General features: G+C 62.2%; 18 protein-coding genes. 6 read left to right on the top strand and 12 right to left on the bottom strand.

Translation table 11 applies throughout. From position 1 onward, the window contains the following. Window positions 1–2: 2 nt before the first annotated feature. Window positions 3–938 carry a transcriptional regulator GcvA gene (gcvA, locus tag L879_RS0110095; RefSeq protein ID WP_027316009.1) on the bottom strand — a complete coding sequence of 312 codons (936 nt, stop codon included), beginning with the start codon at window positions 936–938 and terminating at the stop codon, window positions 3–5. Between the two features lie 156 nt (window positions 939–1094). Here gcvA and L879_RS0110100 point away from each other — a divergent pair, with 156 nt between their 5' ends. After that, entirely contained in the window at window positions 1095–1277 is a 183-nt protein-coding gene (locus tag L879_RS0110100) for a hypothetical protein (RefSeq protein ID WP_027316010.1), read from the top strand. 3 nt (window positions 1278–1280) lie between these two features. Here L879_RS0110100 and L879_RS0110105 read toward each other — a convergent pair whose 3' ends face one another. Next, complete coding sequence (locus tag L879_RS0110105; protein ID WP_027316011.1) at window positions 1281–2924, bottom strand: Na/Pi cotransporter family protein; 1644 nt, start codon at window positions 2922–2924, stop codon at window positions 1281–1283. Window positions 2925–3338: 414 nt separating this feature from the next. Here L879_RS0110105 and L879_RS0110110 point away from each other — a divergent pair, with 414 nt between their 5' ends. Together L879_RS0110110 and L879_RS0110115 are read left to right on the top strand one after the other, a co-directional pair. Continuing rightward, window positions 3339–3680, top strand: coding sequence for a hypothetical protein (locus tag L879_RS0110110; RefSeq protein ID WP_154664165.1), 342 nt, complete (start codon window positions 3339–3341; stop codon window positions 3678–3680). A 316-nt stretch (window positions 3681–3996) separates the two neighbouring features. Next, the gene (locus L879_RS0110115) at window positions 3997–6138 is read left to right on the top strand and encodes a calcium-binding protein (protein ID WP_027316013.1); all 2142 of its coding nucleotides are present in this window, start codon (window positions 3997–3999) and stop codon (window positions 6136–6138) included. Window positions 6139–6223: 85 nt separating this feature from the next. Here the strand turns inward: L879_RS0110115 and L879_RS0110120 are convergent, their stop codons facing one another. The 4 genes from L879_RS0110120 to purT form a co-directional block, all read right to left on the bottom strand. Next, window positions 6224–7276 (bottom strand): sensor histidine kinase, encoded by a 1053-nt coding sequence (locus L879_RS0110120; protein ID WP_027316014.1) that lies wholly within the window; start codon window positions 7274–7276, stop codon window positions 6224–6226. Next, complete coding sequence (locus L879_RS0110125; protein ID WP_027316015.1) at window positions 7273–7704, bottom strand: response regulator; 432 nt, start codon at window positions 7702–7704, stop codon at window positions 7273–7275. Before L879_RS0110125 ends, L879_RS0110120 begins: the two co-directional genes overlap by 4 nt. Further along, on the bottom strand, window positions 7704–10199 hold the full coding sequence (locus tag L879_RS22745) for a PAS domain-containing sensor histidine kinase (protein ID WP_051435206.1): 2496 nt from the start codon (window positions 10197–10199) through the stop codon (window positions 7704–7706). The genes L879_RS0110125 and L879_RS22745 overlap by 1 nt, the downstream gene beginning before the upstream one ends. 172 nt (window positions 10200–10371) lie before the next feature. After that, on the bottom strand, window positions 10372–11544 hold the full coding sequence (gene purT / locus L879_RS0110135; protein ID WP_027316016.1) for a formate-dependent phosphoribosylglycinamide formyltransferase: 1173 nt from the start codon (window positions 11542–11544) through the stop codon (window positions 10372–10374). 303 nt (window positions 11545–11847) lie between these two features. On the opposite strand from purT, the gene L879_RS0110140 reads away from it, so the two are divergent. Both L879_RS0110140 and L879_RS0110145 read left to right on the top strand, forming a co-directional pair. Beyond that, complete coding sequence (locus L879_RS0110140) at window positions 11848–12159, top strand: hypothetical protein (protein ID WP_027316017.1); 312 nt, start codon at window positions 11848–11850, stop codon at window positions 12157–12159. Between the two features lie 91 nt (window positions 12160–12250). Next, window positions 12251–13171, top strand: coding sequence for a DMT family transporter (locus L879_RS0110145; protein WP_027316018.1), 921 nt, complete (start codon window positions 12251–12253; stop codon window positions 13169–13171). 60 nt (window positions 13172–13231) lie between these two features. Here L879_RS0110145 and L879_RS0110150 read toward each other — a convergent pair whose 3' ends face one another. After that, the gene (locus L879_RS0110150) at window positions 13232–14158 is read right to left on the bottom strand and encodes a nucleoside hydrolase (RefSeq protein ID WP_027316019.1); all 927 of its coding nucleotides are present in this window, start codon (window positions 14156–14158) and stop codon (window positions 13232–13234) included. 81 nt (window positions 14159–14239) lie between these two features. Here L879_RS0110150 and L879_RS0110155 point away from each other — a divergent pair, with 81 nt between their 5' ends. Beyond that, window positions 14240–16114, top strand: a complete 1875-nt coding sequence (locus L879_RS0110155) for an adenine deaminase (protein ID WP_027316020.1) — start codon at window positions 14240–14242, stop codon at window positions 16112–16114. A gap of 3 nt (window positions 16115–16117) precedes the next feature. Here L879_RS0110155 and L879_RS0110160 read toward each other — a convergent pair whose 3' ends face one another. The 5 genes from L879_RS0110160 to L879_RS0110180 are packed head-to-tail and all read right to left on the bottom strand — an operon-like array spanning window position 16118 to window position 21201. Next, a complete protein-coding gene (locus L879_RS0110160) occupies window positions 16118–17443 on the bottom strand; it encodes an amidohydrolase family protein (RefSeq protein ID WP_027316021.1) in 1326 nt (441 codons plus the stop codon). Beyond that, window positions 17443–18510: an ABC transporter ATP-binding protein gene (locus L879_RS0110165; protein WP_027316022.1), complete on the bottom strand. Its 1068-nt coding sequence runs from the start codon at window positions 18508–18510 to the stop codon at window positions 17443–17445. Before L879_RS0110165 ends, L879_RS0110160 begins: the two co-directional genes overlap by 1 nt. 6 nt (window positions 18511–18516) lie before the next feature. Then, window positions 18517–19308: an ABC transporter permease gene (locus L879_RS0110170; protein WP_027316023.1), complete on the bottom strand. Its 792-nt coding sequence runs from the start codon at window positions 19306–19308 to the stop codon at window positions 18517–18519. Continuing rightward, window positions 19305–20150, bottom strand: a complete 846-nt coding sequence (locus L879_RS0110175) for an ABC transporter permease (RefSeq protein ID WP_051435207.1) — start codon at window positions 20148–20150, stop codon at window positions 19305–19307. Before L879_RS0110175 ends, L879_RS0110170 begins: the two co-directional genes overlap by 4 nt. Window positions 20151–20160: 10 nt before the next feature. Next, entirely contained in the window at window positions 20161–21201 is a 1041-nt protein-coding gene (locus L879_RS0110180) for an ABC transporter substrate-binding protein (protein ID WP_027316025.1), read from the bottom strand. Window positions 21202–21354 lie beyond the last annotated feature (153 nt).

Raw genomic sequence — 21354 nt, forward strand, 5'->3', positions numbered from 1 at the left:
CCTCAGGCCCCGGTTTCTTTTTGAGCCAGAGTAGCCGTTCGCTCTGCATCGCCTTCCACCTCGCTCAGCATCCAATCGCGAAATGCCACGATCTTGGCCGAACGTTTGCGTGCCTTCGGATAGACGAGCCAGTATCCCCGCTCCGAGGTGGCGAGCAGGTCGAAGGGCTGAACGAGACGGCCCGCCGCAAGGTCCCCAGGAAAGAAGTAGGGATTGATCAGGGCAAAGCCCTGCCCCGCCATCGCCGCCATGGCTTCGAATTGCTGAATGCCAAGCGAGTTGTCGGGATGGTGCGAGAGATCGACATTGTCGATGCCCGCTGCCGCAAACCAGTCCTGCCACCAGGGATCGCTGGGGGAGATGATGGGAAATTTCAGAATGTCGGCGGGCTCTTTCAGCGTGTGTCCCCGAATGAGATCAGGGCTGCAGACCGGTGTGAAAAGGTTCGGAAACAGAAGGTGCTTCTCCAGTCCGGGCCACTCCCCATTGCTGCTCCTGATAGCGATGTCGAACTCGCTCTGGGCGAAATCCATGATCTGAGAGGAGACGGAAAGCTGAACGGCGATATTCGGGTGCAATTGCTGAAATCGTCCCAGACGCGGAATCAGCCAGTTGGCCGCGAAAGTCGTCAGGGTGGTGATGGAGAGGACCGACTGCACGGCCTCTTCGACACCGGCAAAGGCGGTCCGCAAAGCCTCGAAGGCCTCCGTAACGGCAGGCGCGAGCTGGCGCCCTTTCGCCGTCAGGCTCACCTGGCGCGGCAAGCGCGTGAACAGCGGCGCGCCGATGCGATCCTCGAGCATCCTGATCTGATAGCTCACGGCGGCCTGGGTCATGCCCAGCTCCTCAGCGGCCCGGGTGAAGCTCTGATGGCGCGCAGCGGCTTCGAACACCCTGACGGCGCTCATGGGTGGAAGTTTTGCGAGAGGCTTTGACATATCGAATCCATAAGGCTGGCTTATGCCAGCCCCTTGGGTTTCGCTTTGTCAAGGCGGTCCTGCGGGCGCACCCTGTGCAGGCTTGAACGAGGGCGCCGAAGCGCCCTGCTTAAACTAAATCGGTAGATCGCCATGAGATATGAAGAGACCCGCCGCATGCGCGGCACCGGGAGCGTTTGGCTGCGCCTGACATCATGGCTCAAGCCCCCGCGCCCGAGGAAAGCCCCCATCGTCGGAAATCTGACCCGTCTGTCCGATCACGAGCGGCGCGACATCGGTTTGAGCGAGCCGCTTCGCTTCATGGACTGGCGCGCCCTGGCGGACAAGGGACCGTTCTGACCGTCAGGACGTGAGGCGGCTCGGCTTCAGCTCGCCACTCTGCTCGAGCAGCGAGTGACCCGTGGACGCGATATGCGCCTCGATGCGCTTGAGGTCGCGAACGATGTCGAGCTGAAGCGCGCTCGTGTCGCCGGCGTTCCGGCCGGACCGGAGCTGCTCCAGGTGCTTCTGGGCTACGGCCCGCTCCAGATCGCGAAACCGCTCCTTCTCGGCAACGAGCCTGCGAGCGGAGCCGTGATCCTGAAACATGAGCACGGATGCCGCCAGCTGGAGATGTTCGAGGAGCTTGGCGTGCATGTTGGTGATGTCTTCCAGGCTGTCCTTGGGCAGACGCAGATGGTTCTTGATGCGCTTGGCCGCAAGCTCCATCAGGTTCTTGTCGATGATGTCGCCCACATGCTCCAGGTTGATCGCAAAGGCGAGGATGTCGGACAGACGCTTGGCCTCATCCTCGCTCAGGGCCTCGTGGTTGATGGAGCTCAGGTAGCGGCGGATCGCGCTGAACAGGCGATCCAGAACGTCATCGGTGCGGCTGACCTGATCGACGCGGCTGATATCGTCCTCGCGGAAAAGATCCTGGGAACTGCGCAGCATGGATTCCACCGTATCCACCATGCGCAGCACCTCGCGGGCCGCGTTGGAGAGAGCGACGGACGGCGTGTCCAGGGCATCCTTGTCCAGATATTGCGGCACGCCCGGATCGGAGGCCTGAAGCTTTTCCGGAAAAGCCTTCACCAGCAGCTTCGCGATCCACGGCAGAGGCAGGATGAAGAAGGCCGCCACGGCGACATTGAAGATCGTGTGGAAGTTGGCTGCGAGGCGGGCCGGGTTCGGATCGAAGAGCGCCATGGCGGACAGGATCGGATCGATCAGGGGCAGCGCCACGGCGCACCCGACGATCCGCGTCGCCAGGTTGCCCACCGGCACGCGGATCTTGGCAGGATCTCCTCCCATGGCCTCCAGGAAAGGATTGAGAGCGCTGCCGAGATTGGCCCCGAGCACCATCACCAGGGCCGCAGGCGGCGCAATCACGCCCGCCGAGGCCAGGGACATGATCAGCAGCATAGCGGCGACGCTGGAATGCGCGACCCAGGCAAAGAAGGCCGAAAGGAGCACCAGGATCAGCGGATCGGACGCAATGGCCGACAGCAATTCCTTCAGAACGACCGAGTCCTCGATCAGATGGATGGTCGCGCTCAGAAGATGCAGCGACAGCAGCATCAGCCCGAGGCCGATCGCAACGCGCCCCAGATCCTTGGTCCTGCTCGTCTTCCCGCGCCGGAAGGCCGTATAGCCGACAAAGACCAGTACCGGGAAAATCAGGGAGACATCAAAGGAAAGCACCTGCACGATCAAGGTCGTGCCCACATTGGCGCCCAACATGACGGCAAGGGCAGGCACGATATCCACCGCGCCGCCCGCTGTGAAGGAGGCTACCATCAGCGCCGTGGCCGTGCTGCTCTGCAGAACCGTCGTGACGCCTACGCCGGCAAGGAAGGCCTGGAGCCGCGTTCTGAGCGCCATGCCCAGGATCCAGCGCAGATCGCTGCCGAAGGCGCGTTGAACCCCGCTGTTGACCATGTTGATGCCCCATAGAAGCAGGGCAATCTCACCGAGAAGGTGGATCACGACGGAGGTAACAGACATTCAGCCCTCTGGATTCGGGAGTTGCGGCACGATCCTCCTGCTTATCCACCAATGGTCGGAACGGCAATCAGGTTGCCGGCTAATCATGCACATCCCACGGTAAAATCTTTCAAAAAGATCCTGTTCGATTTCCGCAGGGACAAGCCACATTGGCATATCGCCCGATACGACCGTTTAAGCGAGAGCCCTTCTCGCGAGCAGGCCGCGAAATGCACGTTCCGAAAACAACGCAAGGGCGAAAAACCCTTGAACAGGAGCAATTTGGCTACTCCCAACGCATGCCGTCATCTCCTTAAGGAACTCTGCTCTTTTCCGCGATTAGCCGGTACGCATGATGTTACGACATGGCTAAGTTCCAGGGTGGTTGTATCCTTGATGGACAGTCTCTCACTGGTTGGTGCACGAGGGCGTGAGATGGGTTTGGACGATCCATTTCCAATTGAAAGATGCTCCGGGCGTGTCCGGGCAGCCATTTTGGCCGAATTCAAGGGGCGATGTCCCACCATTCGCGAGGTCGCGAACATTTCCGATGCGCAATGGCTGACCGTTCCCAATATCGGCCCCACGACCCTGGAGGAACTGCGGAGCATGACCTATCCCGCTCCCATCGGGGAGAACCGGACCGCAACCACAAGCATGCCGGATAGTGAACTGCTTTCACGGTTGAACCGTCTTCAGCGCGAGTTGAACACCCTGATCGGAGAAATTAAGGCGAGGTTCAATTCTCTCGCTTCCAAAAACAATCAGCCTCGATGAGTTCAGCGCACGGCTCTGCAGAGCCGAAGCTATTTGATATCGCTCAGAACTGCACCCGCCCGGCCTTCTATCTTCCGCTTTAATCTCAACGACATCGCAGAACATCTATTGCTTAGACAACCAGAACAATCTTGTATGCAGTTTGATAATGTAACGTTATTATATAATAAATGCGATTGTTCGATTCAAATATCAGATTTATTTCCTTTGATTTACTTGACTCTAGGGCATGAAAGGAGTTGGTGAAATCGAAACGGAACGGATCGCCGTGCCCTTTGGCAATAAGGCCGACCCGCTCCGGATTGGGGGCATTTGCATGTCTAACGTTGTGCGTAGCACTGAGTTCGTCATCGATCAGAATGAGCGGATCGGCAATGGCGACCTCTATGAAGTCGGGACTCCGGCGGTCAAGTTCCGGGTCGAAGAGCTCGGCGACGGCACCCTCCGACTGACGGCATCCGTCTTCGACAACAAGGACGACGGCAAGGTCGACACCGCCGACATCCGCGGCATTTTCTTCCATATTGCCAATATCGACGACAACGCCACCGACGAGACGTGGCTGCAGGGCCTGTCGGTTACGGGAGCGGGCGCGAATGCGGCGTATGTTCAGGGCATCGCCCTCAATGCCGATGGCGTGCAGGTCGTCCCCGGCGGCAGCAACTCCGACAACATGAACGGTCGTCCCCTCACCCCCTATGATGTCGGCATCGGCGTCGGAACGTCTGGCATCGGAAGGGACGACATCAAGTCCATTACCGTCATTCTCGACCATGCGACGGACAATCTGACCCTTGAGCACCTTGCCCTTCAGGGCTTCGGCGCGCGGCTCACCAGTGTGGGCGTGGAAGGATCCAATCGCAGCGACAGCCTGAAGCTCTGGGGTGTTGCGCCTGCTGTCACTCCTCCGCCAACGGACAACCCTCCTCCGACAGACAACCCACCTCCGACCGATAATCCCCCTCCCACCGAGGACAATCCTCCGGTCGTCACGCCGCCGGTTCCCGGCAACGACGATCTCATCGAAGCTGGCGACGGCGACGACTTCATCCATGGCGGCAGCGGCAACGATGAGATGCAGGGTGAAGGCGGGAACGACACCATCTACGGCGGCACGGATCGCGGCGAGATCGCTTGGAATCCCGGCAACGGAAAGCTGAGCAAAGTTCTCATCGGCGACAATCTCTACGGCAACGACGGCCAGGATACCTATCGCTACGCCAAGGGCGACGGCGTCGACATGATCTGGGACTTCCGGCCCGGCGAGGATGTCATCGAACTCAGCGGCTATTCCCTGAAGGACATCAAGGCGACGTGGGTCGGCAAGGTCGCCAACTGGATCGACACGCCCAAGCACAACAAGCTGGCGCTGACCTTCGGCGACGGCGGCGCCATCGTCTTCAACGATTATGCCGGGCTGGATACCAGCAAGGCGGTCGCCCTCAAGCTCTCGGACGGGACGACCCTGAGCTTCGCGCAGCTGATCGCGTTGGCAGGCGCCAAGCCGGCCAATTTCGAGATCAATGACGAGCGTCAGGTTGCTCTGCGCCAATACGACCAGCGCGGACTCGGCAAGGGCCTCAATGCCTATGGGGGCAACGACCAGGACAAGCTGCTGGGCGGTTCCGGCGACGACAACCTTTATGGTAATGAGGGCGTCAACGGCCTGAACGGCAAGGACGGCAACGACCAGCTGTATGGCGGAAACACCCGGGATACGATGCTCGGTGGAACCGGCGACGACATCGGCTATGGCAATGGCGGCGACGACCTGATCGTCGGCGGAACGGGTTCCGATCGCCTCTACGGCGCGGGCGGTTCCGACTACATCTTCGGCGACGAGATTCCCGATGGCCTGACCCTGCCCTCGACCTTCGCGGGCGATCTGAAATGGCTTCTCGACGAGAAGACGCTGGTCACATCCTCCAGCGTGACGCTCGCCAATGACATTGCCGATGTGAAGGCCCTGGGGAAGGGCGCTCTCAGCCTCACAGGCAACAAGCTCAACAACGTGATGATCGGCAACGCCGGCGAGAACGTCATCAAGGCCGGCCAGGGCCATGACAAGGTCTACGGAGGATACGGCAACGACATCCTGTCCGGCGGCTCCGGCAAGGACGTCTTCGTATTCGATGCAAAGCTTGGAACCGCAAAGACGAACCGGAAGGTGAACTTCGACACGATCACCGATTTCAGCACGAAGGAAGACAAGATCTACCTCGACAACGCCATCTTCAAGAAACTGGGCGGCGGTTCGGCTCCCAATCCGAAGACGGTGAAGAAGGACTTCTTCACCATTGGCTCCAAGGCGAAGGACAAGAACGACTACCTCGTCTACGACAAGTCGACGGGCGTGCTGTCCTATGACGCCGACGGTTCCGGCTCGAAGAAGGCGGTCGAGTTCGCCCAGCTCAAGGCGGGCCTCGACCTGAAGTACAGCCACTTCTTCGTCATCTGATCCTTCGAAATCGATATCAGAACACGAAAGGCGCACTCTTGTAGCGCGCCTTTTCAATGGCGGACCATGCGGCCGCTCGATCGGATCAGATCGCGAACGGCAGGATCGCGCGGGTTCCGGCGTGGCGCCGGTCGAACTCGATCATGGATTGGAGGTTCGAAGCCATGGCCTTCACGATCCTCGTACCGAGCCCACTCCCCTGCACCTCTCCGGAGCCGCTCAATCCCACTCCGTCGTCTTCGACGATGAGCATGATATGCCCATCCTGGGATGAGAGAATGACGCGGATCTCTCCCGTTTCGCCATAGGGATAGGCATATTTGAATGCGTTCGTGACGAGTTCCGTGACGATCACGCCTACCGATACGGCCTTGTCCGTGGGAATGGAGATGGGCTCGACCGTCAAAACGATCCTATGCCCCCGCTTGTCGGCCCGCATGGCCCCTTCCAGCTCCTCCACCAATCCCTGGAGATAGGTGTCCATCTCGACGAAGCGTACATCGTTCGAGGTGTAGAGGCGGCGGTGAATCTGCGCGATTGCCGCGATGCGGCTCTGTGTTTCCGTCAAGGTATCCTTGGCCACGGTGTCGCTGCCAAGCGCCCTTTGCTGCATGGCGACAAGGGACGCAACGAGTTGCAGGCTGTTGGCGACGCGATGGTTGACTTCGCGCAGCAGCATCTCCGCCCGCTCCCGGGCCTCGCGCATTTCCCGCTCGGCGGCTTCCTTTTCCTGGCGGAGCCTTTCGGCTGCAAGCGCCTGCTCCGCGGCTGTCCGGAGAAGATCGAGGAAGACGCCGCCCACGTCCTTGATGACGTAGTCGGCGGCTCCTGCCTTGAGCGCCGCGACGGCGATGCGGCTCTCATCGGCGCCGGTTACATAGATGACCGGCGGTGGATTGGCGAGCCTCTGAATTTCGGCGAGAACCTCGAGCCCTTCTTTGCCGGGCATGAAATGGTCGAGCGCGATCACGTCGAAGCGATCGGACGTGAGCTTGCTCAAACCCTCGTCGCCGCTCAGCGCATGGCTGACCTGAAAACCGTATCGCTCCAAGGTACGCTCGACAAGACGCCCCAAACCGTGATCGTCGTCGATATAGAGAAGCCGGATTGGCGGAGGCGCGGCGGCAGCTTGGTTCATAGGGTTTCGGGAACCTGGATCACGGAGAGGAAAAGCCCAAGCTGGCGGATCGCCTGAGAGAAGGAATCGTATTCCACGGGCTTCGTGATGTAGACGTTGGCGCCGAGGTCGTAGCAACGCTGGACTTCGCGCTGATCGTCGGTCGTCGTGAGCACTACCACCGGAGCGCGCTTCAGTTTTTCGTCGCTTTTGATCTTCGCCAGAATGTCGACGCCGTTCATGTCCGGCAGGTTGAGATCCAGGAGCACCAGGAAGGGTCCCGCATTGCGCACCTCGTCGCTGAAGAGATGATCGAGTGCCCCCGTTCCGCTTTCGAAGGTCCGGATTTCATTGCAAACGCCTGCCCGCCGGATATTTTTCTCAATTAGGAGAGCGTGCCCCTCATCGTCTTCGACCATGATGATGGTAACGGGCTGTTGTTGGGGCATCAGACGGTTTCCGCGCTCAGGCTAATAGATTTGGGTAAGGTGACGGTGAAGGTCGAGCCCTCTCCCAGCTGCGAGGAGACCGAGATCGTGCCGCCTAGCCTTCGCACAAGCGCCCGCACATGCGCAAGGCCAATGCCTTCGCCCTGCTGATCCTGGACGCCCGAGCGCCGGAACAGGTCGAAGATGCGCTCGAAGTCCTTCGGGTCGATTCCTCGGCCATTATCCTCGATCTCGTACAGGACACTGTCTCCAAGATCCTTTCCCCGTACGACAATTCGCCCCGTAACTCCCGGTTTCAGATATTTAACTGCGTTATCGATCAGGTTTCCAAAGATCTGCTCGACAGCAAGCCGGTCGCTCGTCAGGTCTGGAAGCGATGTCAAGATCAGCTCGGCGCCACGCTCCTGAAGTTGGTGTGCGACGCTTTGGCGCTGGGTCGCGAGCAAGGAACCCATGCCGATCGGCTCGGGAGCGAGCACACGGCGACCCTCCCGTGAAAGCTTCAGAATCGCATTGATGAGCTTGTCCATCTTCACGGTCGAGGAACGGATGAAACCGATGGCTTCCGGAAGGTCATTTTCGACCGCGGCCCGTGCCTCGGGTGAGATCAGGGACGGATCTACCTCACGAACCTTCTCGAAGAACCTCTGAATCCCGATCTGCGCTCCTTCGAGCTCGCTCGTGAATCCCATGATATTGACGAGCGGCGCGCGCAGGTCGTGGCTCACGATGTAGGCGAAGCGTTGAATCTCCTCGTTTGCGGCATCGAGCTCGCTCACGCGTTCGGCCAGGACCGAGGCGAGCCGGCGTGTCTCCCTCTCCGTTTGAAGCGCCCGTTCCCGGCTCGCCTTCAGCGCATCCTGTGCCTGCTTGAGATCGTGGATATCAGTACATGTGCCGTACCATCGCGTGATCCGGCCCTCCTCGTCGCGAACGGGTTGAGCGCGCCCGAGCACCCACCGGTATTCTCCTGAGCGATGCCGCAAGCGGTACTCGATATGATATGGCTCGCCGCTTGTCAGGCAGTGCCGCCAGACGCTCCAAGCCCGCTCACGATCATCCGGATGGAACATGCCGTTCCAGGCCGCTCCATCGGTCGAGCCCTCGGGAACGCCCGTATAATCGTACCAGCGCTGGTTGTAATAGTCATGGAAGCCGTCGGGCCGCGTGGCCCAGATCAGCTGGTCGATGGAATTGGCGATTGCCCGGAACCGCTCCTCGCTGTCACGCAACGCTTTCTCTGCGCGCCGGGTCTCGGTGATGTCCACATTCACCCCGATCATTCCCAAAAATTCGCCGCCCGTGCCGAACCGCGGACGTGCGTCGGTGCGAACGGTCCGGAACTCCCCGTCGGCCCGCCGAAACCGGGCTTCCGTGGTGAAGGCCGTATGGCTCTCCATGGCCCGGCTGAAGGGGCCGAACAAGGCCTCCTGGTCGTCGACATGGAGGGTGCTGCCCCAATCGAAAGTCGGGACGGCTGCCTCATCGATGCCCCAGAACTCCCGCTGGGCCTTGTTGAGATAGTTGCACTTACCCTTCTGATCGCCCATCCACAGCATGACCGGCGCGCTCTCCGCTACCAGCCGGAAGCGTTGCTCGCTTTCGCGCAGGGCCTCTTCATTGCGCTTCTGCTCGGTAACGTCGTGCCCCTGCACGAAGATGCCGGACACCTGGCCATCGGGCGAGAAAATCGGCTGATAGACGAAATCGAGATAGTGCTCCTGTTTCGCTCCCGTTTCCTGCTTCAGGACGACCCGGATGCTGCGCCCTACGAAGGGTTGTCCAGTCTGGTAGACACGGTCGAGCAGGTCCACGAAGCCTTGCCCGACAACCTCGGGGAGGGCCTCCCGGACAGGCCTGCCGATGATGTTCTCGCGGCCGACGACCTGGAGATAGGCTGCATTGGCCAAGGTGTAGACGTGATCAGGCCCGCTGAGGGCGGCCATAAAGCCGGGAGCTTGTTCGAACAATCCGCGCAGCTGCTGCCGCTCTTCCGTCAGCGCCTGGTTCGCCTTCTGCACGGCCTGCGCCCGCCGAAACATATCGGTCTCGATCAATGCGGAGGGTCCCGACGACAGCACGGAGCTTTTCGCCATGAAGCGCAGCCGGTGCAGTTCCGTCACGTCGACGGTGTGCTGAAGGATGAAGGTCATCTCTCCGGAGTGATTGAAGAGCGGCGTATGGGTTGCGCTCCAATAGCGCTCCTCAAAGCCCTGCCCATTGGGGAGAGGTATGGCGTATTCGATAAGAGGAATGTGGTCCGGCACCTGCTCGCGGATGACCTTCTCGAAGGAGCTGCGCAGTTGACGATGGCTGGCCGAGTCGGGATCGCTGGGGAACGCATCGAACATGTTGCGCCCTACCAGATCTTCCCGCCGGCTCATGGTGACCCGGAGATAGGCATCGTTCATGCCCGCGATCGTCAGCGAGAGATCGACCAGCACATATGGATTGGGCGACGCACTGAAGAGGGCTTCAAAGTTGATCGTTTTCAAGAGCTATGCTGGACAGCGGCCAGCCCCCTTCGAAATTGCTAGGTGGAGCGCGTCCGTATTTAGGGGGCTTTCTCTCGAATGGTATAGGCCTGAACCGTGCGTTCTCCCGTGTTGCCGAACCGACACGCCGGCTAGCGCCCGGCGCTCCAGAGGTGCCTAGGCGTATCGAGCGTCAGTCCTCGTAATCGATCCGCACCCGGGCCGCGGCCTGCAGCGCCCGCTCGCGGGCCTTCTCGACCGTTTCCCCGGATGCCAGGGCGACGCCCATGCGGCGATATCTGCGGGTCGTCGGCTTGCCGAAGAGGCGGACTTCGACCTCCGCATCCGTCATGCCCAGCTCAAGCGCCTCGCGCAGGCCTAGGATGGAAAACCGCTCGGCTTCACGGTCCGCCAGGATCACGGCCGATGCCGTCGGGCTGCGCAGGTGCACAGGCGGGATCGGCAGCCCCAGGATCGCACGGGCATGGAGGTCGAACTCGGACAGGTTCTGGGACAGGAGCGTCACCAGCCCCGTATCGTGGGGACGGGGCGAGAGTTCAGAGAAGATCACCTCGTCCCGGGTGACGAAGAATTCGACGCCGAAGATGCCATAGCCGCCGAGATTGTCGACGACCTTGCGCGCCATGTCCCTCGCGTCGTTGAGGAGTTTCTCGGTCATGGGTGTCGGCTGCCAGGATTCCTGGTAATCCCCCCGCTCCTGCCGATGCCCGATGGGCTCGCAGAACGATACGCCTTCGCGCGAGCGGATCGTCAGCAGCGTAATCTCGTATTCGAAGGCGATGAACTCCTCGACGATCACCTTCCTGCGGTCGCCGCGCATGTTCGCCACGGCGTAACTCCAGGCTTCTTCCAGCTGATCCGGCGTCCGCACCGTGCTCTGGCCCTTGCCCGAGGAGGACATGACCGGCTTGATCACGCAGGGCAAACCGGTGTGCTGGACCCCGGCCCTGACCTCCTCAAGGCTCTCCGCATACCGGTACTTGGAGGTGCGCAGGCCGAGTTCCGTCGCGGCGAGCTCCCGGATCCGGTCCCGGTTCATGGTCAGCGAAGCGGCGCGTGCGGATGGAACGACGGTAAAGCCCTTGTCCTCGAACTCCTGTAGAACCTCCGTGCGGATGGCCTCGATCTCCGGGACGATGAAATCCGGCCGGTGCTTCTCGATGGCGCGCCGCAAGGCATCCGCGTCGAGCATGGAAAAGACCTCGACCTCGTCCGAAACCTGCATGGCGGGCGCATTCGCGTAGCTGTCGCAGGCCACCACGTGGCAGCCGTATCTTTTGGCCGAAATGACGAACTCCTTGCCGAGTTCGCCCGATCCGAGGAGGAGAATCTTGGCAGTGAACAAGGGGATGCCTTTCATGCGTTGCGGCCGGTGGGCTGGCTTGGACGGGTAGCGACCGGTTTTCAATGACCTAAAGAAGCCATCCGGTCGAGCGCCTTTTCGCAGGAGCTAGGCCCGATCTTCTTGGAAATGCCACCTTTTCCAGTCTTTCTAAAGGCAGATGACGGATTGGCCTTCCTCAGCTTCGTCCGAAAAGGGCGGTTGAGTGTTCCGCCCTCGCCTGCGCTGGATGCAGCCCTGCCGTCTCAATCGTGCATTACGCAATCCCGCGTCCGGTGGTTTAAGGCTCTGCGCAGGAGAAGCCTCATGCAAGCAAAGAAAAAGAAATCCGAGAGCCACGGACGGCGTGTGACCCGGGTCGAACCTCCTGTCCTTCAGGAAGCCATCGAAGCCGCTCGCGGCCTGACGGACGACATCGAATGCCAGATCGAGATCGCCGCGCAACTGATGGGCATCCCGGAGGATGAGGTGAGGCCCGTCGTGCTGCAGACATCCATGGCCCAGCCGACGCGTCAGCCCTTGCGTCTCGCGGAGCGCATTTCCTTCTCCGACCGGAGCGAGGGGCCGAAGGTGGTCGTGGTGGAGCGCAAGCGCCCTCGTCTCGTCATGCCGCGTTAAAGCTGTTACTTTATTGTTTTGTCTGGTGGCGCTGGCCAGATCGGCTGGCGCTTTTGCTTTTGCGGAAGACTCCCCGGCGGATTGCTAGAAGATGGTCAAAGGTATCGTTCTCGCTTTTTGTGCCTTCGCGGTCTTCGCCTGGGGCGATGCCATAGTGAAGGCCATCGGCCATGACCTCGATCCCTTCGAGGTGACGTTCTTCGGCTATCTCATTCCCTTGCTCCTTTCTCCGGTCTTCATGAAACCGGGCGACAGCGTGATCGACATCGTCCGCTGGAAGAGGCCCTGGCTCATGGGAACCCGCGTCTTCCTGATAGCGGCGACGACACCGCTCAGCGTCATGGCCTTTCGGAGCCTGCCCTTCGCGGAGGCTTTCGCGCTCCTGTTCCTGATGCCGAGCCTAGTCACGGTGCTCTCCATCTTCATCCTCAAGGAGCATGTCCGCTGGCGGCGGGGACTGGCCGTCTGCGCCGCCTTCATCGGCGTGCTCGTGATCGTGCGTCCCGGCTTCAAGGAATTGCTCCCCGGCCATTTCGCGGCGCTCGCGGGTGCCCTGTGCGCGGCGGGCGGCGTCATCGCGGGCCGCATGATCGGCCAGACGGAAAATCGCTTCACCCTGATCGGCACAGTGTTTCTGGCGACCACCGTTCTCGCCGGCGTCCTGATGATCCCAGGCTTCTCCTGGCCGACCACGCATCAATGGATCCTGCTGCTCGCCTTTGCTGCGACGGCCTTCGTTGCGCAGGCCCTGTTCATCATCGCCACCATCTACGCACCGGCCGACCGCCTGGGCGCGACGCAATACAGCCAGATCCTCTGGGCCCTGGCGATCGGCGCTCTCTTCTTCGACGAATGGCCCGATGCGCTCGCCCTCGTCGGCATCGCGATCGTCGTCGCCGCCGGTCTGTTCATCTTCGCCCGTGAGCAGACCCTCAAGCGCTCGGAGCCGCAGGCCGGCCTCTCGGACGAGACGATACGACCGGAAACAGCGCCGTCGTCTGCGAGGCGCTGACGCGCACGGACGCGGCGGCAGGGATTCATCTCTCCAGATCCTGGCCTGGAGAGATGGCCGTCATCGCTCCTGCGTGAGGCGACGGGCGAGGAGATCGAGAACCGCTGCTCCATCGACACCCAAGGCGACGTCGACCGGGCTGCCCAGCTCGTCGATGGTCAAGGCTCCTGCCCCCTCGACGGAGCCGGTGTCGACGCTCAGTCGAAGCGTCTCGATCCGAAACAATTCGGGCGCCAGAGCGTAAAGCATCACGCACGGATCATGAAGCGGGCGGCTCTCCCGGTTCGCCGCGGACTCGAAGTAGGAGTCGATCAGGCTCCCGACCATGGCGGCAAGGGGTTTTCCGCTTGCCCCCAGTGCCGCGATGAATTCGCGCGTGGCGCGCACGCGCCGGGTCACATCGAGCGGAATGAGCACGAGGGGCAGGCCCGATGCGACGACCGCCGAGGCTGCTTCCGGATCGGCCCAGAGATTGAACTCGGAACGTGGCCCCACATTGCCATGCTCGTGGACCGCACCTCCCATGGCGATGATCCGTCCGATGCGCTTGGCAGCATCCGGTTTCTCGAGAATGAGACGGGCGATGTTGGTCAACGGCCCGAGGGCGAATACATCGACCGCGCCCGCCGGTTGGGCGAGCAGGAGTTCCTCCATCCATTCCACGGCGTCCTGACTGCCCGGCTTTTGCGTGGGATGAGGCAACGCGACACCGCCGATGCCGTCCCTGCCGTGCAGGTTCAGCGGCTCGGGGCCTGGACGGGACAGGGGCGCGGAGGCGCCCTGAAGCACGGGAATGTCCTCCCGGCCGGCAAAAGCCAGCAGCCGTCCCGCATTGCGCGTCGTGGTCTCGATCCCGATATTGCCCGCCACCGTGGTGATGCCGGCAATCTCGAAATCGCGCGAGGCGAGCGCCAAGAGGATGCCGATTGCGTCGTCGATGCCCGGATCGGTGTCGATGACGGTGAGGCGGGGTCCTGGATGGGGCATGATGAGTTTAAAACCTTGCTTCGAGTCCGTGCGCTGCTTATCCGACAGCAGACGGAATTTGACCATAGCCACAGGTGCGACGTGACCCATTCATCCCCGCTTCCCGACGACCTTCTGGTGAATGCCGAGGACGAGGTGAGGATCCGGCAGGATCTCGTTCTGGTCGCCCTCGGCAAGAGGCCCGCGGATCTTCTCCTGCGCGTCGGAAAGCTGTTTGACGTTCACACGCGCACCTGGCTCGAGGACCAGGAGATCGCCATTCGCGGCCGCCGCGTCGCATGGACCGGGCCTGCGGGAACTTTTCCAGGAACGGCCTTGGCGCGTGAGGATCGTTCCACGCTCGCCGCAATTCCCGGCTTCGGCGAAGTTCACAAGCATATCGAGAGCTCGCATGTCACGCCGGAATACGAGGCCGCCCTCGTCATGCCGCGCGGCAATACCTGGACCTGCGAGGCAAGCCACGAGTTCTCGAATGTCGACGGTGCCAATAACCTCGAATTCTGGCTCACGGCCCGCCGACATGGCTCGCCGATGAAGATCTTCCCGCTTCCCGGTTCGGCCGTTCCGCCGACGGCCTATGAATGGGGCGGTGGGCATTACGGTTATGACGAGCAGGCGGATTTTCTGGACAAAAGCCTCATGGTTGCGGGTCTCGACGAGGTCATGGATTGGCCTGCCGTCTGGAATCCGAGCAACCCTTCGCATCAGCGCTTGTGGGGCATGATCAAGGCCACTTTCGAACGGCGGGGTGTCGTCGAGGGTCATGGTGCGGGCCTGCGCGATCTCGACTCCATCAACGCCTTCGCGGCTGCGGGGCTGGCCTCAGACCATGAGGGATGGACCGCCGAGGAGGTGTGGAACAAGCTGCGCCACGGCATCTTCATCGAGATCAGGCCGCACTCCATGCCCGAGATCATCGAAGGCCTGCTCCAGCGCGGTCTCAGCGACTGGTCGCAGGTCGCCTTTGCCACCGACGACCGCAGCGCCTCCGACACGCTCAAGATGGGGGCGACGGACTACAATGTACGCCTTGCCATCCGGTCGGGCCTGTCGCCGGAGGTCGCCATTCAGTGCGTGACGATCAATCCGGCGCGCCACATGCGCCTGACGCCCTGGGTCGGCAGCATCGCACCGGGACGTTTCGCCGATATCGTGCTGCTCGACGATGTGGCGACGCTCTCGATTGCGGAAGTGTGGGCTGACGGCCGCCAGGTCTCCAGGGGCACGGAATATATCGGCCCCCTGCCCGCTCTCGATTGGCCCGACTGGGCCTCGAAGACGGTGAACATCAACCGCCGCATCGAACCGAAAGACTTCGCCATTGCCGCCGAGCCCGCGCGCGCCACGATGCAGGCGGCCTTGCTGCGGCCCTTCCACTGGCACGATGAGTTCATCACGATGGAGCTGCCTGTCGCCGATGGCGAGGTGCAGCGCGATCCAGCCAGGAACGTGACCAAGTTCGCCATTGTCGACCGCTTCTCCGGCCAGGGGCAGATCTCCCGCATGTTCTGGCTCGGCTGCGGCCCGAAGACACCGGACACGGCCGTGGGCTGCACCGTTGCCCACGACAAGCACAATCTCTGGATCGTCGGCTCTTCCGACGAAGCCATGGCGATGGTGGCGAACCGGGTGGCGGAGATCGGCGGCGGATGGGTCCTCGTCAGCGGCGGCAAGGTCCTCGCGGAAGTGCGCTACGAAATCGGCGGCCTCATGACCCAGCGCCCGGCCGAGGCACTCGATGCCGAGATGCAGCAGCTCTATGCCGCAGCCGAGAAGATCGAGTGGCTCTATGAGCCGACCTTCTCGCCGCGCTGGTATCCGGGCTTTCCGGAGCGGCTGCAATTCGCAACGCTGACCTGCGCGCCATGGCGCTGGGTTCTGGTCGCCCCCTGCGAGGCCGCGCCGCAGGGCTTCGTCAATGTGGCGACCGGGCAGACCCACCCGGTCGTCTGGTAAGGATCAGCCCGCCGCGTCGATCCGGGCCATCTCGGCCTTGAACGCGGCTGCGATCTGCCCCGCGTCGCGCAGGATCTTCTTGCGCTCCAAGCTCTCGACATTGCGGCTCCGCATGATCCAGCGTCCGCCGACCATGACGTCCTGCACGTCTGCGGGCATCGCGGAGAAGACGAGCGTGGCGTAGATGTCGTAGACCGGCTGCATGCGCGGCGCGGAGAGGTCGATGCGGATGAGATCCGCCTGCTTGCCGGGCTCCAGCGAGCCGATGCGGCTCTCGAGGCCCAGGACCTGGGCGCCTTCCAGCGTCGCCATGCGGATCACCTGGGCCGCCGGCATGGGCTTGCGGCTGTGCCCAAGCAGCTTCTGGAACATGGAGACGGGACCGAACTGGCTGAACAGGTCCAGGGTGTTGCCGCTCATCGGCCCGTCGGTGGCGATGCCGACCTTGATGCCAGCGGCCCGCATGGCTTCGACAGGCGCGATGCCGCGTCCGGCCTTGGCATTCGACCGCGCATTATGGGCAACGCGCACATCCGCTTTCGCCATGCGCTCGATCTCGAAGGGGTCGATGTGCAGGCAATGGGCCGCGATCAATCCGGGCCGCAGAAGCCCCGCCTTCTCGACCACAGCCACAGGCCGCAGGCCGTGGTTCTTGCGGCACCATTCCATTTCACTGTCCATCTCGGCGAGATGGATCTGCACCGGCATGCCGGGATGCGCATCGGCCCAGCGGGCAATGCGCGCCATGACCTCCACATCGGTCGAATAAGGCGCATGGGGGGCGATGGACGGAACGATTCTGTCATGCCCCGAAAATTCGGAAACCAATTCCTCGACCAGGGCGAAGCCCTCGTCGATGGTCTTGTGATCCGGCGGATCGAAGGTGGCGAGGGTCTGGCCGACCACGCCGCGAAGGCCCGCCCGATCGAGCGCGCGCCCCACCTCCGTTTCGTAATAGTACATGTCGGCAATGGTGGTGACGCCGGCCTCGATGGATTCGAGAGCGCCGAGGAGCGTACCGACGCGGACCATTTCCGGCGTCACGAACTTGCGCTCCATCGGCAGAACATACCGGAACAGCCGGTCGTCCACATCCTCGCCGAGACCACGGAAGAGCGTCATTGCCAGATGGGCATGAGGATTGACCATGCCGGGCATGATCACGTCTCCGCCCGTGTCGACGATCTCCGCCCCCTCGACGGGCGGGGGATCGCCAGACCCGAGCGCCCGGATGGTGCCGTCTTCGACATGAATCCAACCGCTCTCGATGACGCTCATGGCCTCGTCGATGGGAAGCAGGCAGGCGTTCCTGATCAGGATGGCAGCCATCACCGGGCTCCCTCGGCGGCAAGAATCGTGCACTGCTCCGGTGCGGGCACGAGCTTCACGGCGGTGCCGCTCTCCAAGGGAGCGGTGAGGCTGCCATTGGCGATGAGATGTCCAGCGGGCGTTTCGCACTGGTACTGATAGGCGCGGCCCAGATAGGTCCTCAAACCCAGCGTCGCGGGAAGGCCTTCGGCGGCGGGATCGGTCGAGACCACCAGGCCGTCGGGCCTTGTCGCGAGCAGGAACGTATCCGGAATAGTGCCATAGGCCGATTGCGGCAGCCTGAGCGCCATCCCGGCCGTCTCTGCGGTCACCCTATCGCCTTCACGGGCGGTCACCTTGAATGGGATGATGTTCTCGAACCCGACGAAGCGCGCCACGAAGGTGTTGGCAGGACGCCGGTAGAGCACCTCGGGCCGGTCGAACTGCATGAGACGACCCGCATTCATGATGGCGACGCGGTCGGAAATCGAAAAAGCCTCCTCCTGGTCGTGCGTGACATAGACCGAGGTGGTGCCGTTGGCCCGCTGCAGCTGGCGGATCTCGACGCGCATATCGACCCGGAGCTTGGCATCGAGGTTCGAGAGCGGCTCGTCGAACATCAGGAGCGGCGGCTCGATGACGAGGGCGCGCGCCAGCGCGACGCGCTGCTTCTGGCCGCCCGAGAGAGCCCCGGGAGCACGGTCGGCCAGGGCCGCAAGCCCTACGCGCTCCAGCATCGCCAAGGCGCGCTTGCGCCGTTCGGCGGGGGCGATGCCGCGCTGCTTGAGGCCGAATGCGACATTCTCCAGCACCGTGAGATGCGGGAACAGCGCATAGTTCTGAAAGACGAGGCCGATATCGCGCTTGTGGGTCGGAAGGCGCGTCAGATCGCGCCCGCCGAGCGTGATCGAACCGGATGTCGGCGACAGGAAGCCCGCGATGAGGCGCAGGGTCGTGGTCTTGCCGCAGCCGCTGGCCCCAAGGAGCGACACGAGCTCGCCGGCCTGGACCGAGAGCGAGAGGTCTTCGAGAACCTTGGTCGTTCCGTAATGGGCGGAGACGGCATTGATGTCGAGAGGCTGTGTCACGGAAAGCTACTTCGCAAGAAAGGTGAGACCGAGGGTTCGCTCAACCACGGCCATCACGGCCACGGTAAGGAACATCAGGAGGACGGAGACGGATGCCACGGTCGGATCGAAGAACTGCTCCACATGGGCGAGGATCTGGATCGGCAGGGTGCTGATCCCGGGGCCGGTGAGGAAGAGCGAGACCGACACATCGTTGAGCGACGTGATGAAGGCGAGAATGAACGCCGCGATGACCCCCGCCCGCACATTCGGCAGAACGATGGTGAAGAAGGTCTTCACGGGCGCACTGCCGAGGCTGATCGCCGCTTCCTCGATGGAAAAATCGAAGGAAGCCAGGCTCGCGCTGATCACCCGCACCACATAAGGCAGCACCAAAAGTGTGTGGCCGATGAGCAGCGCCACGAAAACAGGCACGCCGGCCCCGACGGTCAGCGACTTCAGGAGCGCGAAGCCGAAGACGATTTCAGGCACGAGGATCGGAAGCACGAACAGGGTTCCGAGCCATCGCGGCAGCTCAACGCGGAAGCGATTGAGCGCGTAGGCCGCCGGAATGCCGATCAGGAGCGCAATGAGGGTTCCCAGGAACGCGATCTGAAGGCTCGTGACGATGGTGCGCCGGAAGGCGCTGATCGCAAAGATGTTCTCGAACCAGCGCAGGGAAAGCCCCTGCGGAGGGAACGTGAGATAGGTCGTATCGCTCAGCGCCGCGCCGACTACGATCACGAGCGGCACCATGAGGAAGAAATAGACCAGCGCCGCGACGCCGATGAGGATGGGATGAGGTCTGTCGGACATCATGTAGCCATGGGATTGATGCGGCGGGCGATGTGGCTCATCGCGAGAACGATGGTGATGGTGATCACCGTCATGATGGCCGCGATGGTCGAGGCGCCGACCCAGTCGAAAGACACCATCGCGCGTTGATGAAGCAGCGTCGCGAGAACCGTCTGCCGCTCTCCGCCAAGAAGCTGAGGCGTGGCATAAGCCGTAAAACTACCGGTGAAGACGAGCACTGCGCCGACGATGAGACCGGGCACGGCCAGAGGGAGAAGAACCTGCCAGAAGGTGGCGAGTGGAGACGCCCCGAGCGACGAGGAAGCCTGCAGCACATCCTTGGGGATGTTCTCCAGCACCCCGACCAGGGAGAGCACCATGAGCGGCACGAAGAGATAGACCATGCCGATGATGACGGCCCCTTGCGTGTAGAGCATCTCGAGCGGCTCGCTCGTGATGCCGAGCGCCAGAAGGGTCTGGTTCAGGATTCCGTTCCGGCCCAGGATGATGAGCCAGGCGAAGGCGCGGACCACGACGCCCGTCAGCAGCGGGAATACGGCGGCCACGATGAGCAGGCTTTTCAGCTTGCCGGGCGCGCGCAACACCACATACGCGGTCATGAAGCCGAAGATCAGGGAAATGACCGTCGTCAGCGCCGCAATCTGAAGCGTACGGAACAGGACGGTCGTCCGGAAGCCGCTGTTGAAATAGGACATATAAGGGGCAAAAACGCCGCGCGGGTCCATGAAAGTCCCCGCGATCACGGCCCCGATCGGCACGAGCAGGAAGCCGATGACGGCGAGCGTGGCGGGCGCGGTCAGCGCCCACCCGGTTGCGCCGTTGCGGCGCCAGAAACGTCTTGTCATGATGGCCCGATTACTTCCCGAAGACCTCGCTCCAGGCATCGAGCCAGTCGTTCTTGGCCGCGTTGAGCTTTTCGTAATCGAGGCGCTTGAGCGAGGAGATCATCTTCTCGCCGTAGGTCCAGCGGGAGGCTTCCTCGGGCGTCAGCGTCACGGCCTTGGCGACGGGAGCGTCCACGCCGCGTTGCGCCAGCGTCTGCTGAATTTTAGGGTCGAGCACGAAGTTGATGAACTGGTGCGCCAGCTCGGGGTTGGCCGCGCCCTTGGCGATGTTGATCGTGTTGAGCGTGGCGTAATCGCCTTCCTTCAGCTCGGCCCAGCGCGCGGTCGGAACGGCTGCCTGGATCTGGGCCAGGGTGAAGTCCTGAGCCATGGCGACGAATACCTCACCCGTGGAGAACAGGTTCACCAGTTCGGAGCCGGTGTTGTAGTTCTTGACCACATTGGGCTTGAGCTGCTCGAGGGCCTTGAAGGCCGCCTTCTCGTCCTTGTAAGGATCGACGCCCGCCTTGCTGGCCGCGACCAGAACCGTCATCGGGCCGGCGGTTGTGGTGATGCCCGGCAGGGACACGCGGCGCTTGAGGTCCTCGCGCCACAGATCGTTCCAGGAGGTGATCGGCGTGGTGACCTTGGCGCTGTCATAGATGATCCCGACGCGGCCGATGGTGTAGGCCGGGCCGAACTTACCCTGCGGCTCTTTCGCGAGGTCGTAGATGCCGTCGATGTTCGGGATCTTCGCCCTGTCGACCGGCTGGAACAGGCCTTCCTGGATGCCGATCTGCGAATAGCTGTCGGTGAGATACACGACATCCACACCGCCGCCGCCGCGGATCTTGATCTTGTTCAAACGGTCGGCGTTGTTGCCCGTCTCGAAGACGAGATCGCAGCCGCACTGGGCGCGGAACGGCTTGAGAATGATTTCTTCAAGCTTGTCGCCATTGAAGCCCCACCAGGAGATCGTGAGGGTCTTGTTCTGGGCCATGGCCGGGGCCGCAGACAGCGCCGCCAGAACAAAGGCCATGCTCGCAATCGGTTTATGCCAACGCCCTACCATCTCGGTTTCTCCAGGGTTTCTTAGTTACACAGCCAGGGACTTCAGGGTCCGATCATCTTGTCGAGGGCGCCATCTGCCCTATGGACACTCACGCATTAACACAATCATAGCCATGGGGAAGTCCCGCTCGTTCATGAGCGGTGCCTACCTTAC

This window comes from Microvirga flocculans ATCC BAA-817, assembly GCF_000518665.1.
GTDB classification, from domain to species: Bacteria; Pseudomonadota; Alphaproteobacteria; order Rhizobiales; family Beijerinckiaceae; genus Microvirga; species Microvirga flocculans.

What these genes read in the sequence shown, in the direction of transcription:
- gcvA (WP_027316009.1), bottom strand. Translation starts at nt 938, where the DNA reads ATGTCAAAGCCTCTCGCAAAACTTCCACCCATGAGCGCCGTCAGGGTG.
- L879_RS0110100 (WP_027316010.1), top strand. Translation starts at nt 1,095, where the DNA reads ATGCGCGGCACCGGGAGCGTTTGGCTGCGCCTGACATCATGGCTCAAG.
- L879_RS0110105 (WP_027316011.1), bottom strand. Translation starts at nt 2,924, where the DNA reads ATGTCTGTTACCTCCGTCGTGATCCACCTTCTCGGTGAGATTGCCCTG.
- L879_RS0110110 (WP_154664165.1), top strand. Translation starts at nt 3,339, where the DNA reads ATGGGTTTGGACGATCCATTTCCAATTGAAAGATGCTCCGGGCGTGTC.
- L879_RS0110115 (WP_027316013.1), top strand. Translation starts at nt 3,997, where the DNA reads ATGTCTAACGTTGTGCGTAGCACTGAGTTCGTCATCGATCAGAATGAG.
- L879_RS0110120 (WP_027316014.1), bottom strand. Translation starts at nt 7,276, where the DNA reads ATGAACCAAGCTGCCGCCGCGCCTCCGCCAATCCGGCTTCTCTATATC.
- L879_RS0110125 (WP_027316015.1), bottom strand. Translation starts at nt 7,704, where the DNA reads ATGCCCCAACAACAGCCCGTTACCATCATCATGGTCGAAGACGATGAG.
- L879_RS0110140 (WP_027316017.1), top strand. Translation starts at nt 11,848, where the DNA reads ATGCAAGCAAAGAAAAAGAAATCCGAGAGCCACGGACGGCGTGTGACC.
- L879_RS0110145 (WP_027316018.1), top strand. Translation starts at nt 12,251, where the DNA reads ATGGTCAAAGGTATCGTTCTCGCTTTTTGTGCCTTCGCGGTCTTCGCC.
- L879_RS0110150 (WP_027316019.1), bottom strand. Translation starts at nt 14,158, where the DNA reads ATGCCCCATCCAGGACCCCGCCTCACCGTCATCGACACCGATCCGGGC.
- L879_RS0110160 (WP_027316021.1), bottom strand. Translation starts at nt 17,443, where the DNA reads ATGGCTGCCATCCTGATCAGGAACGCCTGCCTGCTTCCCATCGACGAG.
- L879_RS0110170 (WP_027316023.1), bottom strand. Translation starts at nt 19,308, where the DNA reads ATGATGTCCGACAGACCTCATCCCATCCTCATCGGCGTCGCGGCGCTG.
- L879_RS0110175 (WP_051435207.1), bottom strand. Translation starts at nt 20,150, where the DNA reads ATGACAAGACGTTTCTGGCGCCGCAACGGCGCAACCGGGTGGGCGCTG.
- L879_RS0110180 (WP_027316025.1), bottom strand. Translation starts at nt 21,201, where the DNA reads ATGGTAGGGCGTTGGCATAAACCGATTGCGAGCATGGCCTTTGTTCTG.